This is a genomic window from Variovorax sp. P1_H12_2, assembly GCF_056405335.1.
Window position 1 is genome coordinate 1 of record NZ_JBFUCI010000145.1, and the last position, 13,798, is coordinate 13,798.

General features: G+C 68.1%; 14 protein-coding genes and 1 pseudogene. 4 read left to right on the top strand and 11 right to left on the bottom strand.

Annotated elements, in window-relative coordinates; all coding sequences use genetic code 11:
* The 11 genes and pseudogenes from AC1D2K_RS16150 to AC1D2K_RS16200 all read right to left on the bottom strand — a co-directional run.
* Window positions 1–337: pseudogene (locus AC1D2K_RS16150) on the bottom strand (2-keto-4-pentenoate hydratase); the annotation flags it as partial.
* A gap of 33 nt (window positions 338–370) precedes the next feature.
* The gene (locus AC1D2K_RS16155) at window positions 371–1,165 is read right to left on the bottom strand and encodes a 2-keto-4-pentenoate hydratase (RefSeq protein ID WP_478089844.1); all 795 of its coding nucleotides are present in this window, start codon (window positions 1,163–1,165) and stop codon (window positions 371–373) included.
* On the bottom strand, window positions 1,141–2,517 hold the full coding sequence (locus AC1D2K_RS16160) for an amidase (protein ID WP_478089845.1): 1,377 nt from the start codon (window positions 2,515–2,517) through the stop codon (window positions 1,141–1,143). Before AC1D2K_RS16160 ends, AC1D2K_RS16155 begins: the two co-directional genes overlap by 25 nt.
* 7 nt (window positions 2,518–2,524) lie before the next feature.
* Window positions 2,525–3,817 (bottom strand): TRAP transporter large permease, encoded by a 1,293-nt coding sequence (locus tag AC1D2K_RS16165; RefSeq protein WP_478089846.1) that lies wholly within the window; start codon window positions 3,815–3,817, stop codon window positions 2,525–2,527.
* Window positions 3,814–4,476: a TRAP transporter small permease subunit gene (locus AC1D2K_RS16170; protein WP_478089847.1), complete on the bottom strand. Its 663-nt coding sequence runs from the start codon at window positions 4,474–4,476 to the stop codon at window positions 3,814–3,816. The genes AC1D2K_RS16165 and AC1D2K_RS16170 overlap by 4 nt, the downstream gene beginning before the upstream one ends.
* Window positions 4,473–5,528: a TRAP transporter substrate-binding protein gene (locus AC1D2K_RS16175; RefSeq protein WP_478089848.1), complete on the bottom strand. Its 1,056-nt coding sequence runs from the start codon at window positions 5,526–5,528 to the stop codon at window positions 4,473–4,475. The genes AC1D2K_RS16170 and AC1D2K_RS16175 overlap by 4 nt, the downstream gene beginning before the upstream one ends.
* A 181-nt stretch (window positions 5,529–5,709) precedes the next feature.
* The gene (locus AC1D2K_RS16180) at window positions 5,710–6,534 is read right to left on the bottom strand and encodes an IclR family transcriptional regulator (protein WP_478089849.1); all 825 of its coding nucleotides are present in this window, start codon (window positions 6,532–6,534) and stop codon (window positions 5,710–5,712) included.
* A gap of 210 nt (window positions 6,535–6,744) precedes the next feature.
* A complete protein-coding gene (locus AC1D2K_RS16185; RefSeq protein ID WP_478089850.1) occupies window positions 6,745–7,764 on the bottom strand; it encodes a Bug family tripartite tricarboxylate transporter substrate binding protein in 1,020 nt (339 codons plus the stop codon).
* 31 nt (window positions 7,765–7,795) lie between these two features.
* Window positions 7,796–9,181, bottom strand: a complete 1,386-nt coding sequence (locus tag AC1D2K_RS16190; protein WP_478089857.1) for a sensor histidine kinase — start codon at window positions 9,179–9,181, stop codon at window positions 7,796–7,798.
* 42 nt (window positions 9,182–9,223) lie between these two features.
* The gene (locus tag AC1D2K_RS16195; RefSeq protein WP_478089851.1) at window positions 9,224–9,889 is read right to left on the bottom strand and encodes a response regulator; all 666 of its coding nucleotides are present in this window, start codon (window positions 9,887–9,889) and stop codon (window positions 9,224–9,226) included.
* A 25-nt stretch (window positions 9,890–9,914) separates the two neighbouring features.
* Complete coding sequence (locus AC1D2K_RS16200; protein ID WP_478089852.1) at window positions 9,915–10,934, bottom strand: Bug family tripartite tricarboxylate transporter substrate binding protein; 1,020 nt, start codon at window positions 10,932–10,934, stop codon at window positions 9,915–9,917.
* A 413-nt stretch (window positions 10,935–11,347) separates the two neighbouring features.
* Here AC1D2K_RS16200 and AC1D2K_RS16205 point away from each other — a divergent pair, with 413 nt between their 5' ends.
* From AC1D2K_RS16205 to AC1D2K_RS16220, 4 genes are all read left to right on the top strand, one after another.
* A complete protein-coding gene (locus AC1D2K_RS16205) occupies window positions 11,348–11,533 on the top strand; it encodes a hypothetical protein (protein ID WP_478089853.1) in 186 nt (61 codons plus the stop codon).
* A 193-nt stretch (window positions 11,534–11,726) separates the two neighbouring features.
* A complete protein-coding gene (locus tag AC1D2K_RS16210; RefSeq protein WP_478089854.1) occupies window positions 11,727–12,332 on the top strand; it encodes a methyltransferase domain-containing protein in 606 nt (201 codons plus the stop codon).
* Between the two features lie 258 nt (window positions 12,333–12,590).
* Window positions 12,591–12,809 (top strand): hypothetical protein, encoded by a 219-nt coding sequence (locus AC1D2K_RS16215; protein ID WP_478089855.1) that lies wholly within the window; start codon window positions 12,591–12,593, stop codon window positions 12,807–12,809.
* Window positions 12,810–13,258: 449 nt separating this feature from the next.
* A complete protein-coding gene (locus AC1D2K_RS16220; protein ID WP_478089856.1) occupies window positions 13,259–13,486 on the top strand; it encodes a hypothetical protein in 228 nt (75 codons plus the stop codon).
* Window positions 13,487–13,798: the final 312 nt, after the last annotated feature.

Here is a 13,798-nt window from a genome sequence, read left to right on the forward strand (position 1 = left end):
CTTCATCGACCTCGCGTCCGAGCCGCAAGGCCACTTCGGCCTCGATGCCGCGCATGTGGAACGGCCAGTGGCCGGCGCGCGCCGGGCTCGTCCACACGCCGGCGGGCGGCAGCGGCGCGCAGGTCAGCTCGGCGTCGCGCGACGGGCCGCCGGCCTTCCAGTAGCGCGGCGGCGAGGTCGCGAACCAGCCGAGCTCGCCGGCCACCCGCTGCTGCACCGCGTAGGCATCGTCCGCGCTGCCCAGCGCATCGGCCAGGGGCGCGGCAAGGCGCAGGGTGTTGTCGCGACGCGCGCGCACCAATGCGTCGGCGACTGCATCGATCTTTGAAAGGGACATATGGATTTCCTGTTGTCGGCTTCGAAAGGAAGCTCAGAAGAACACGCTCAGCGGCGCGAGGCCCGCCACTTCCACCCGCACGGCCGTCCCTTGCGAGGCGAACAGCATGCCGGTGCACGAGCCGGTGGTGACGACCTGGCCGGCCTTGAGCCCGGCACCCCGCGCCGCGCAATGATTGGCCAGCCACACCAGCAGGCCGCCGACATCCGGCTGGGGGTGCTCGCCGACCGTGTGCGCGACGACCTGATCGTCGAAGCGCATCATGACCTCGACCTGCTTCAAATCGAACCAGGCGGGATCGAAAGGCTCGGGCTCGCCGAGCACCAGTCCGCCGTGGCACAGCAGATCGGCGAGGAGCGCGTCAGGGTCCGCATCGAGCCAGTCGGCCAGGCGGGTTTCCGCGATCTCGATCGCAGGCAATACCGACCCGATCGCCAGCGCAAGCTCGTTGCGCGTGTAGGGGCGCGCGCGCGGCGGCAGGTCGGACCCGAGGCGGAAGGCGACCCCGGCTTCGGCCCCGCGCAAGTGCCAGGCGGAGCCCTGGAGCACCGCTGCGCCGGGCACCAGCCCTTCGGCCGGCAGCGGTGCGCAGATCGGCTCCTGGCCGGGGCCGGCCGCGCCGACCTTCCAGCCGCCGATCGAACCGATCGCGACCAGCGTCGCGTCCTGGATCGCATAGGCCTCGCCGCGATTTCGCGGCTGCAGCAGCATCGACGGCACCCGTCGGCCATCGCGCCGCGCACGGCACAGTGCCTGCGCGGCAGCGTCCGGCGTGAGCTCGGCGACCACGGCGGCCGACATCGTCAGAGCTCGGGAAAGCGCTGCCATGGATCCGCCTGTTCGATCGAGCGGGCCAGCGCGAGCAGCGCGGCGTCCGCGCCCTCGCGGGCCACCAGCTGCATGCCGACCGGCAGGCCGTCCGCGAAGCCGCATGGCAGCGCAATGGCCGGCAGGCCGACGGCGTTGGCGAAACCCGCAAACACGGCATGGCCTCGCGGGCCGACCTCGCGTCCATCGATGCGCGTCGGGTGGGTCTCGTTCGCCGGCCAGGGCAGCGCGGCCGCCGCCGGCGTCAACAGGAAATCGTACTGGTCGAACAGGCGCGCCAGCGCGGCGCGCAGCCGTTCTGCCTCGAACAGCAGGTCGAACAGATCGGCCGCCGTGGCCTTGCGGCCGGCTTCGGCGTTCGCCTGCATCACCGGGCCGAACAGCGACGGATCGAAGGGCCGGCCCGACAGCTCCTGCGGATGCGCGACAAGCCACGCCAGGCCCACCTGGGCCAGCAGCGACCAGCGTTCGTTGACCGCTTCGACCATGCCGAAGTCCTGCGCCGTCGTGACCTCGTGCCCCAGCGCTGCGATTCTTTGCGCGGCCGCTCGTGTCAACGCTGCGATCTGCGGATCGACCGGGTGATCGCCGAAGCGCGGTATGAAGAGAATGCGCGCGCCCGGCGAACTCCCCTCCTCCATCGGGCCGCGCCCGATCACCTGCATCACCGCAGCCACGTCTGCCACGCTGCGGGCGATCGGTCCAGCCACTTCGAAGTCGAGAAAGATCGGCGGCAGCCCGCCGCCGCGCGGCACGCGTCCGCGAGAGGGCTTGAAGCCGACCAGGTTGGTGTGCGAGGCGGGCCTGCGAATCGACCCGCCGCCATCGGTGCCCAGCGCGATCGGGCATCCGCCGGCAGCCACCAGCGCCACCGCGCCACCCGACGAGCCGCCCGGCGTCAGCGCCGGGTTCCACGGGTTGCCGGTGGGGCCGAACACCGGATTGTTGGTGTAGCCCTGCATCGTGAACTCGGGCACATTGGTCTTGCCGAAGATCACGGCACCGCTTTCGCGCAGTCTTGCCACCGGAAGCTCGTCGCGCTCGGCGATGAGTCCGCCGAGGGCACGGCTGCCCCAGTGGGTCGGCAGGCCGAGCACCTGCAGGTTGTCCTTGATGGTGACGGGCACCCCGTCCAGCGCGCCGAGCGCCCGGCCTGCGCGCCAGCGCGCGGTGCTTTCCTCGGCGGCGTGCGCCGCGCCTTCGCCGTCGAGCGTGATGAGCGCATTCAGCCGTGGGTTGACCTCGGCGCTGCGCGACATGCAGGCCCGCAGCGCCTCGGTCGGCGTGAACGACGCATCGCGAAAGCCGGCCACGAGCTGCGCCGCAGTGAGCTRCCAGAGCGGTGTGTTCATCGCTTCCTCACATGTGCGCCGGCAACCAGGTCACCAGCTGCGGCACGGCCATCAGCAGCAGCGTGAACAGGATCATGATCAGCGCATAGGGCAAGGCACCGTAGATCGCATCCTCGATGCCGCCCTTGTCCGGACGGATGCCATGCACCACGAACAGGTTCATGCCCACCGGCGGCGTGATCAGGCCCAACTCGCACATCAGCACGATGAAGATGCCGAACCAGATCGGGTCGACACCGATCGCCGTCGCAATCGGGTAGGTGATCGGGATCGTCGCGACCTGCATCGACAGCACGTCCATGAACATGCCCAGGATCAGGTAGAACACGATCAGCGCGAGGATCAGGCCGGTGGCCGACAGGCCCAGGCCCGCGACCCACTTCGTCATCGCCTCGGCCACGCCGGTGAGGCTCACCGTCAGGTTGAGGATGAAGGCCGCCGCGACGATCAGCAGGATCATGCCGCTCACGCGTGCCGTCGAGACAAAGCAGTTTCGCAGCAGCTCCCAGTTCAGCTTGCCCGACTGCCACACGAAGGCAAGCGCCGCCATCACGCCGAGCGCCGCGCTCTCGGCCGCGGTGGCGATCCCGAAATAGAGGCTGCCCATCACGATGCCGAACACCACCATCGGCGGGATCAGATGCACCAGCACGCGCAGCCGCTGGTCGAGCGGCACCTTCGGCTCGCGCATCACCTTGCCGCTGGCCAGGCTCGACAGCGCGATCCAGACCATGAAGCACAGCGTGAGCAGGATGCCCGGGATGATGCCGGCGATGAACAGCTTGCCGATCGAGTTGTTGGTGAGCGACCCGTACACGATCATGTTCACGCTCGGCGGGATCAGGATGCCGAGCGTTCCGCCCGCGGCCAGGCTGCCGAGCGAGGCGCGCATCGGGTAGCCGCGCTTTTGCAGCGAGGGCAATGCCACCGTGCCGACTGTGGCCGCGGTGGCGACCGACGAGCCGGAAGTCGCGGCGAACAGCGCGCAGCTGCCGATGTTGGTGTGCAGCAGCCCACCCGGCAGGCGGCCGAGCCAGGCCGACAGCGCGATGTACATGCGGTCGGCAATGCCGGAGCGCAGCAGCAGCTCRCCGAGCAGGACGAACAGCGGCACGGAGGTCAGCAGGGCTTCGTTCTGAACGCCCCACACCACCGGTGCGATCGAGTCCATGAACGGAACGCCGTAGGCGGCGATGCCGCCGATGATCCCGACCGCCGCCATCGACACGGCGATCGGCATGCCGGCCAGCATCAGGGCGAGCATGGAGAGGAACGCGAATCCGATCAGTGCGATGTTCATGGTGCCTCTCCTTCGACAGCCTGGCGCACCTTGAGGTCGTCCAGTTCCTCCTTCAGCTCTTCCTTCGCGCTCTTCGGATGGAAGTCGCTGTTCAGCGTCGCGATGTCGCCGCGCAGCAGCAGCTGCGTCGCACGCAGCGCCAGGCCGCAGGCCACCAGCGCAAAGATCACGAGGCCTGCGTACCAGACGCCCTGCGGGATGATCAGCGGCGTGGCCCACGGTGTCTGCGCGGTGCTGCGGTAGGCCGTCGTGTCCTGGATCACCTTGAACGCCACCCAGGCGATGAACAAGGCGAGCACGGCCAGCGAGAGGATCGAGATCCAGTTCAGAAGCGCCTGCACGCGCAACGGGAACTTGTCGTGGAAGACGTCGACGCGGATGTGGTTGCGCCCCAGCAGGGCCAGGCTGAAGGCGATCGTCGACCCGACGGCCAACGCGTAGCCACCCAGCTCGTCGGCACCTTGCAGCGAGATGTTGAACACCTTTCGCAAAATGGTCTCGATGGTGACGATCACCGCCAGCCCCAGGAAGATGGCGCCGAACGCGGTGGCCAGCACCGTTTCCATGCGCGTCTTGAAGTCGACAGGCCCGGCAGGCGCCACCTTCCCGGTGGACGCCGCAATGGGCTGCCGCTCGCTCGTCATGGCGCGGCTGTTCACTTCAGCCCCAGCACCGGTGCGACCGTCGCCTGCCAGGTCTTCGAGCAGGTGGGGTTGGACCTGTCGCACACCTCGGCCCACACCGGCAGCGACACCTTGTTGACCGCGCTGCGCACCAGCTCGATGTCGGCCGGCGTGACCGGCACGTTGACGAGGTTGAACTTCTTGCCGGTCGTGCACGGGTCCTTGCCGGCATTGCAGTTCAGGGCGTCCTGGAACAGCTCTTCGGAGTACTTCCACACGTCGTCGGTCAAGGCGTCGAAGGCCTTGGTCAGCTTCACCTGCTGGTCGGGCGTCAGCGCTTTCCATGACTTCATGGTCATGCCGTAGCCGTTGAGCGCCATCTGGAAGCCGATCGCCATCTGGTGGGTCGTCACTTCAGGCCAACCCGCCGAGTTGGCCGAGCTCGGCCCGGTGATCGCGCAATCGACCACGCCGAGCGACAGCGACTGGTGCGTGTCGGCGAACGACACCGGCACCGGCGTGCCGCCCACCATCTCGATGAACTTGGCCAGGTTCTGGTCGTACACGCGCACCTTCATGCCCTTGATGTCGGCCAGCTTGGCGACCGGCTTCTTGCAGAAGAGGATCTGCGGGCCAAAGGGCCAGACGCCCAGCAGCTTGACGCCGAACTGCGCCTGCAGCCGCGCATCCGCCGTGTCGAAGTAGGCCTTGGCCACCTTGCGGCCGGTGGCGTAGTCGGGCGCCGCGCCCACCAGGTCGAGCCCCAGGATGGTCGGCTCGTCGCGGGAGTTCTGCGACACCCGCAGCGACACGATGTCGAACAGCCCGGCCTTCATGACGCGCAGTTGCTCGGTGTCCTTGATGCCCAGCGTATCGATGGGCTTGTAGTCGACGTCGATCGGCAGTCCGGTCCTGGCCGAGAAGTTCTCGAAGAACGGTTGCTCCTTGTTCTTCTGGATCAGCCCGGTGGCCAGCGGCTGGCCGACGGCTTTCAGCTTGATCCTGTCTTGCGCGTGGGCCGCGGGCAGGCCGAGCATCACGGCCAGGGCGACCGTCGCGATGGATTTGAGACGAGGGTGAAACAGCATGAAGACTCCTGGGGATGTGAGACGGGTTGGCGGGCGGCACTTGGGAAGAGATGAGCCATTGGATTCCGCCGCGGCGTGGCGCAGCAGACTATTCCGCTGCGCGGGAAGACGCGCAAAAACTCTTTGGGATCAATGACTTGGCGCTGCGCGCCGGTGGAAGACCCGCGCTGGGGCCCAGCCCCTAGACGCGGCCGCCGTAGGCGGATGTGATCTCGTCGGCGGCGGCGCGCACCGCGGCGCCAAGCTGCACGAAGTCGGTGCTCTTGATGCGCTGCGTGGGCCCTACGAGCGAGATCGCGCCGAAGGGCTGGCCATGCTCGTCGCGGATCGCGGCGGCGATGCATCGCAGGCCGACCGCGTTCTGCTCGTCATCGATCGCATGGCCCGCGCGGCGCACTTCGCCGAGCGTTTCATGCAGTCGCGAGGCGCGCGCGATCGTGTTGTTGGTGAGCTTCGGCAGGCCATAGGTGCGCAGGTACTGCAGCACGTCGTCCTCCGCCATCGCCGCCAGGATCGACTGCCCCATCGCGGTACCGTGCAGCGGCGCGCGAAACCCCGGCTTGCCGATGGCGCGCATCAGCTCACGGCTCTCGACCTGCGTCACGAAGACGATATCGCCGAGATCGGCAATGCCGAGATTGATGCTCTCGCCGGTGCTGTCGCGCAGCCGGCGCATCACCGGCAGCGCCAGGTGCGCGATGCGGCGGCGCCGCGCGAACGCGGCCCCCACGGAGAAGCAGCGCACGCCCACATACCAGAGGTTGGTCTCGCGGTCGAACTGGACGAACTGCCGCTGCTCGAGCGTCGTGAGCAGGCGGTGGGCCGTGGACGACGACAGCCCGCTGTGCGCCGCGATGTCGACCAGGCGATAGCCCTCGTCGTCCTCGGCGAGCAGTTCGAGCAGCTGCATCGCTCGCGTGAGCGACTGCACGGTGCTGTCGCTGTCGCGGTCGATGCGGGTGACCTTGGTGGTCTTGGCGGGCGGGGGAGGCGAGCTGGCGGTCATGGCGTGCCTTTTGCAAGTTGCGCGCCATCGGCCTCTGGCCGTCCGCAGCGCGATCTGGCCGTCGATGGTCCGTGACAACGAGAGCGTCAAACACAGTGTTTACACTGATGTCGACATTGTTCCGGGCGCACCCGGCCCGACGCATGCAGAAAGTCGCACCGCGATGGTGCAGATGGGGTTCCAGTCCATGGCAGGCCAGCGGGAATCTCGCTAGCCGTTCCAGCGCCGCAGCCCCAGATCCGAGGCCAGGCTCCGATAGCGCCCGATGCTGGCCTGGACGTATTCCTCCAGTGCGCGCCCCGTACGTGAGAACGCATGGAGCCGATGGCGCTCGCGCAAGGCCGGATAGCCCGGCGCCTCCATCGCTTCGCGAAAGGCATCGATCCATGCGCGCGCGGCCGGCTCGGGGGCGGCGGCGCTCATGTAGACGCCGCGGACGGTGGGCCAGACCAGGTCCACCTTCTGTTCGCGCGCGGTGGGGATGCCGGCGAGCTGCCCGTCGAGCGCCGTCTCCGACAGCACCGCCAGGATGCGCACCGCGGCACCGCCGGCGATGGCCTGCAGCGCTTCGGCGGCATCGCCGGGAAACAGGTCGACGTGCTTGCCCTGCAGCGCCCGCAACGCATCGCCGCCGCCTTCGAAGGAGACGAAGCGCATCGACCTGGGGTCGCGCCCCGCGGCCCTCAGCAGCAGCGCGGCCTTCACCCAGTCCTGGCTGCCGACCGTTCCGCCGGCGCCGAAGGCGAGGCGCGAAGGCTCCTGCCGCAGGGCCGCGACCACATCCTGCAGCGACTGGTAGGGCGAGTCGCGGTGCACCGCGACCACGCCGTAGTCCGTGCCGAGGGCGGCGATCCAGCGCGCGACATTCGGCGAGTGCGGGCCGAAGCGGCCTTGCGCGATATTGAGCAGGGTGCCGCTGGAGAACGCCACGAGCAGCGAAGGCCCGCCCATCTGGCCGGTGGCGATGCGGTCGAAGGCCACCGCGCCGATGCCGCCGGGCATGAAGCGCTGCGCCAGCGGCGGACGCGCCGGACGCACCGCCTGCAGGCCGTCGCGCGCCAGCGCGCAGGTGAGGTCGAAGCCACCGCCCGCCTTGGCGGGGATCACGCATTCCGCCGCCGCCGCGCTCGGATCATCAGACGGCCCGACGGCGGCCCCGCCGACGCCGGGCAGCGCGAGGCCCGGGAGCGTGCACAGCACATGGCGGCGGGTGACATTCGGCTGGAACATGGTCGACGGCTCTTTCTTTCTCTGCCACGCATCACGGACTGGCCACAGGCCACCACAGCGACGCATGAAGGCCCCGGGTGCCCTCGCGGGCCTTGAGTTCGAGATCACCCTGGTGGCGCTGCGCGATGGAACGCGCAATCGCCAACCCCAGGCCGGACCCGCCCTGGCCCGCGCGGCTGCCGCGCACGAAGCGCCGCCCCAGCGCCGCACATTCCTCGTCGCTGAGCCCGGGGCCGTCGTCTTCCACGGTCAGGCGCCAGCCGCGTTGCTCCTCGACCGCCATGAGCGTGATAGTGCCGCGCGCCGGCGTGTAGGCGATCGCGTTGACGACCAGGTTGCTCAAGGCCTCGCGCAGCAGGCCCGCATCGGCCACGGCGCGGAGCTTCGCGGCCGGCGGGTGGATGCCCAGGTCGATCTGCTTGCTGCGCGCCAGCGGCAGCAGGTCGACGGCGACGTCGCGCAGCAGCGCCGCGAGGTCGACCGGCTCGAACGCCAGCGACACGGTGTCGCTGCGGCCCAGGGCCAGCAGCTGCTGGGTGCTGCGCGTGACGCGGCCGATCTCGACGCCGAGCGCTTCGAGGGCCTGGCCCACCTGGGCCGGATCCTGCGCGCGACGGGCATAGTCGACCTGCATCTGCAGGGTCGTGAGGTGGGTGCGCAACTGGTGCGAGGCGTCGTCGAGAAACTGGCGCTGCTGCGCCACCAGGTCCTGCGTGCGGGCCATCTGCTGGTTCACCGCGCCGACCAGCGGCCGGATGTCCGCCGGCAGGTCGGCATCCTCGATGCGCGTGAGGTCGTCGGGCGTGCGCGCCTGCACCTCGCGCGCCAGCCGCGTCAGGGGCCGCAGCGCCGCCGCCAGGGCCAGCGCGGTGCTGAGCAGGAGCAGCGCCAGCACCACRCCGTCGCGCAGCGCCGCGCGCCGGACGAAGCGCGRGCTGAACGCCTGCCGCGAGCGCGTGCTTTCGCCGACCTGGATCAGCACGCTGCGCCCGCTGCTCCCAGCCGGCGCGCGGTCGAGCTCGCGCCGGTAGGCGGCCAGGCGGACCGGCTCGCCGAAGTAGCTCGCGTCGTAGAACACCGGCACGCCGGGCCTCAGCTCGGCGCGCGGCTCGGGCAGGTCGGCGCTGCCGAGCTCCACCAGGCCGTCCGAAGTCGCCACGCGGAAATAGACCTGGCCGCTGGCGGTCAGCTCGAAGAACTCGAACAGGGTGTATGGCAGCTCGACCGACAGCCCGCCCGAGGCGGTAGAGATGTTGGCATCGATCGACTTCAGGGCGCCGAGCACCGAGCGGTCATAGGCCGCGTTGGCCGCCTCGAGCGCATCGTGCCGGGTCATCCAGAGCTCGATGCAGGTCACCAGCAGCAGCGACGGCAGCAGCAGCAGCGCCAGGCGTTGCCGCAGGCTGGCACGCCGCATCCAGTTCGCGGCGGCGCCGAGGGGCTGCAGCAGCGCGCTCACTCAGCCGAGCTCCAGCGCGTACCCCAGGCCGCGCAGGGTCGTGATGCGAACGCCGCTGCCGTCGAGCCGCTTGCGCAGCCGATGCACGAACACCTCCACCGCCTCGGGGTGCACGCTCTCGTCGTCCGAGAACACCCGGTCGAGGATCTGCTGCTTCGACAGCGGCTCGCCGCTGCGCTGCGCCAGCACCCGCAGCACCGACAGCTCGCGCGGAGACAGCGCCAGCAGCTCGCCGTGCAGCGTGAACTGCTTGCGGCCGCCGTCGTAGACCAGCGGGCCGCAGGCCAGGCGCGGATGCTCGACGCCGCGCGCGCGCCGCACCAGCGCCTGCAGGCGGGCTTCGAGTTCGGCCAGGGCGAAGGGCTTGGCCAGAAAGTCGTCGGCGCCCGCGTTCAGCAGGGCGACGCGTTCGGCCAGCGAATCCCGGGCCGTGAGGATCAGCGTCGGCAGCCGCTGGTCGCGCTCGCGCAGGCGCTGCAGCACCTCGTGGCCATCGAGGCCGGGCAGGCCGAGGTCGAGCACCAGTGCGTCGTGGTCGTGCGCCTGCAGCGCGCGATCGGCCAGGCGGCCGTCGTCCACCCATTCGACCTGGATGCCGGCGTGCTCGAGCGCCTTGCACAGCCAGGTGCCCAGCGTGTGTTCGTCCTCAGCCAGCAGAATGCGCATGGCCTCGATGGTAGGGCCGCCGGCTTCAGTCGGGCTTGATGTTCGCGCGCGCGATGACCGTCTTCCAGCGGGCCTGCTCGGCGGCGATGAACTGGGCGAACTGCTCCGGCGTGCCGCCGACGACCTCGGCGGCATCGCCGCGCAGGCGCTCCGTCGCGGCGGGCGATCGCACGGCCTTCATGGTTTCCGTGGAGAGCTTCGCCAGGTTGGCCGGCGCCATGCTCGCGGGCGCGAGCATCCCGTACCACTGGGTCATCTCGAAGCCCGGGTAGCCCTGCTCGGCCACGGTCGGCACATCCGGCAGCTGCGGCAGGCGCTGGGCCGAGCCGGTGGCGATGCAGCGCACCTTGCCCGACTTGATGAAGGGAATGATGGCGGCCGCGCCGATCGCCGAGGCGTCGAGCCGGCCCGACAGCAGGTCGGTGAGCATCGGGCCGGTGCCGCGGTAGGGCACGTGCAGCATGAAGACGCCGGACGTGACCTTCAGGTATTCGAAGGCCAGATGGCCGGCGCTGCCGTTGCCGGCGGAACCGTAGCTGAGCTTGCCCGGCTTCGACTTGGCGTAGGCGATGAATTCCTTCAGGTTCCTGGCCGGCACGTCGGGATGGACCACGTACAGGCTCGGCACTTTGGCGAGCAGGCTGACGGGCTTGAAGTCCTTGTTCGGATCGTAGGGCAGCTTGTCGAAGATGAAGGGGTTCACGGCCAGCGTGCCGATGTGGCCGAGGATGATCGTGTGCTGGTCGTCGCTGCGCGCGACCTCGGCCATGGCGATGTTGCCGGCGGCGCCGGGCTTGTTGTCGACGTAGACGCTCTGGCCCAGCGTGTTGGAAAGCTCCGCCGCGGTGGAGCGGGCCACGATCTCCGAGCTTCCGCCGGGCGCGAAGGGCACCACGAAGCGCACCGACTTGCCGGGCCAGCTGCCCTGGGCGGATGCGAATCGCGGGACCAACCCCGCCAGGCCCAGGGCGCCACCCGCCTGGAGGAAAGTGCGGCGGGCCAGGTGGGCATCGGCGCGGGAGTCGTCACGGTGGTCAGCGAACATGTTGTCTCCATTCGGTCTTGCAAGGCCGCGATGGTGCGCCTGCCAAGCTTTCGGAATGCTGTCAGTGCCTGCCCGCTTTTGCAAACAGCTCTATCCGTCCGACGCGTCATCGAACGGGAACTCCGCACGAAAGACGAAGCTCCGGCGTTCACACAGCGTCGCTCGCTCCCGCGAGCGCCCTTGTCATTTCCGCTGCTCCTGCTCCGCTTCGTGCCTGGAGCATTCGTGACTTCCGCCTCGCAGGCACGCATCGTTTGTGGTGAATACCCTCGGCAGAACTGTCATGTTGCCCCGCTATATTGGCCCGAGCCAGTAGTCAGAAGAACGAGACAATGTCCTATCAAGAGTGGGTTGAGACCCTGTATATCGCGCCCGGCCACCCTACGTGCCCGGTTTACGCCATGCCGTATCCCATGGCCCGCAACCAGACGCCAGCGGATCTTCCGTTGGAGCACCAGCAGCAGGACTGGCGCGAGGTTGCGAAGTTGGACGGTAACCTCGCGCTCGTGCATATCGAGCCGGGCTACGTGGACTTCGCAGCTGACATCGTCGGCCGGCAGGTCGGCACGCATTTCGAAGTGACCCGGCACGCACATTGAGCCGCTGCGTCGCTGTACGCGCGACCACTTGACGCCGATCGGGTCGAGGCCTACTTGGGGCAGAATCCTTCCGAATGCAAACGACCCCGCAAGCAGGAAGTTCCTCCTGCGCGAAGGCCAAAGGAACCCCAGAGCGAAGTGGCGTCACCTGGTATCGGAACCGTTCGGTCGGCGCCTGACGAGAAGCGTGAATATGCACTCAGCCTCCGCCACCATCTTCGACGAAGCCTATTACCAGCGGTACTACTTCGACAAGAAGACCAAAGTGGTGGACCCACAGCGTGCCGAGCGCTTGGGCGCATTCGTCTGCGCTTATCTGCGATACCTGCGCGTGCCCGTCAATCGAGTGCTCGACGTGGGTTGCGGCATCGGGCTCTGGCGCGACATCGTGGCGCGAGAATTCCCCTTGGCCAGCTACCACGGCGTGGAGTACAGCGAGTATCTGTGCGGGCGCTACGGGTGGGAGCGCGGCTCGGTGGTGGATTACCAAGTCAGGAAGCCCTTTGACTTCGTCATCTGCCAGGGCGTACTGCCTTATCTCAGCCCGCAAGATTTGAAGCGCGCTCTGCGCAACCTGAGCCTGCTGAGCCAGGGCGCCCTGTATGTGGAGGCAGTGACGCGCGAGGACTACGAGCGCGACATCGTCGATGAGGACCTCACCGACCCCCACATCTATCGCCACCGCGCCGAGGTCTACCGGCACGGGCTGTCGCGGCACCTTCAAGAAGTGGGCGGCGGCGTGTGGCTGAGCCGGCAAGCCGACGTGCCACTGTTCTCACTGGAGTGCGTCACAGAGTGACGGTTCCCCCGGAAAGCTCCTCAGGCAAAGGTGCGACTGTGTCGCCGTCGAGTGGCGACCGATTCGAGGCTGAAGGGTGCGGGCTCCGACTGCATGGTTCGCTTGGGCAACGGCGTCGCGCGAACGATTTTTTCCTCAGGCATCGCGTACGGCGCCCATCCACACGCCACAGTTCTACGCAAAATTCGTGAAGTAATGCACGCCCACTAGGCCGTCCGGTCAATGGTGTGGACAACAGGAAGAACCTAACGTTGACACGTGACGCGCACTTTCGTGCGCGGGCTCAAACTGACGCGCGCGAACTCGACACTTCGCCCGTCAACTCCTTCTGGCTGGTTGAGAAAGGTGGAAGCGTTCAACACGCGCGGCCCGCCACCAGCCAGCCTTTTGCTGCCGCCGTGGCACCAGGCGATCCACGAAAAGCTCGCGGTCACCAACGTGGCCGGGTTGATCGAGGCGCTGCGGCTCGCGGACTGAGGCGCTTCGCCGCCATCTGCCGGGCGCTAAAAGAAATGGCCCGGGGCAGATGAACTCCCGCCCGCGGATCCCCAACTGGGAGGCCATGTGGTCGTTGGATTGGCCCAGACGGCGAGGGCCAAAAGCCCGATGAGAAGAAACAGGCCGATAACCGCCCAACGGAGCCATTTCGCCTTCCACACAGCAAGAATCACCACGGCACCAATGCTGGCAGCTATGCCTATCGAAGCAGGGTCTTTCATGGTGCCGGATTATCGGCGGCTTTACCAATCCCATTCCTTGCGATCTGTCAGACAAGCGCCCGAGCGGGGTGCATTTCGCCGCTCCCCCGGCGAAGCGGCGGCCGATCGTGTCGCAATAAGGCCCAGGCTTGACAAGGTTTCGCCCTTGCCCCGCAATGAATCAGATGGCAAAACTGCAGACGTCCAACGTCCCAAAGGAGTCCGAAAATGCCGATGGATTGCCTGCGTCGCATTGCTGAACGGGATCTGCCCTGCTCGGTCTACGAACTGGCCGAGATCGACAACCTTCGCGTCCTGCGCGCTGCCGGAATGATCATGGCCTTCCTGCCGCCGCCTGAACCCTTGCCGCACGGCGCCTTGAGCCAGAAACCAGCCCAGGTACTGGCGATCACGAGAAAGGGGTGGGAGGTGTTGAAAGGTCGAATGGCGGCGTAGGGCCGGCCGCGATGCTCAGCGGCTGCAGCCACATGTCGGCCGCATCGACGTACCCCCTCCTCCGCCATTCTTCATGGGCTGAAATCACCGCTCCTGCTCCACTACGCTCTCGGCCCAAAGTGTCTGAGGGCCTTGCGACCCAGCGCAGTGACCATGTGGACGCAAACAGGTTGGATCGTCCCGGTGGGTGGGAAGCTGCAGGCGACGTGCCCGGCGTCGTGAAGAATCCTGAGCTTGTCCTGAACCACCGGGTCGACGACCTCAAGAGGCATCTCCGCATCGGCGAGCGCCTGGAGCAGTTCCATCGGCATG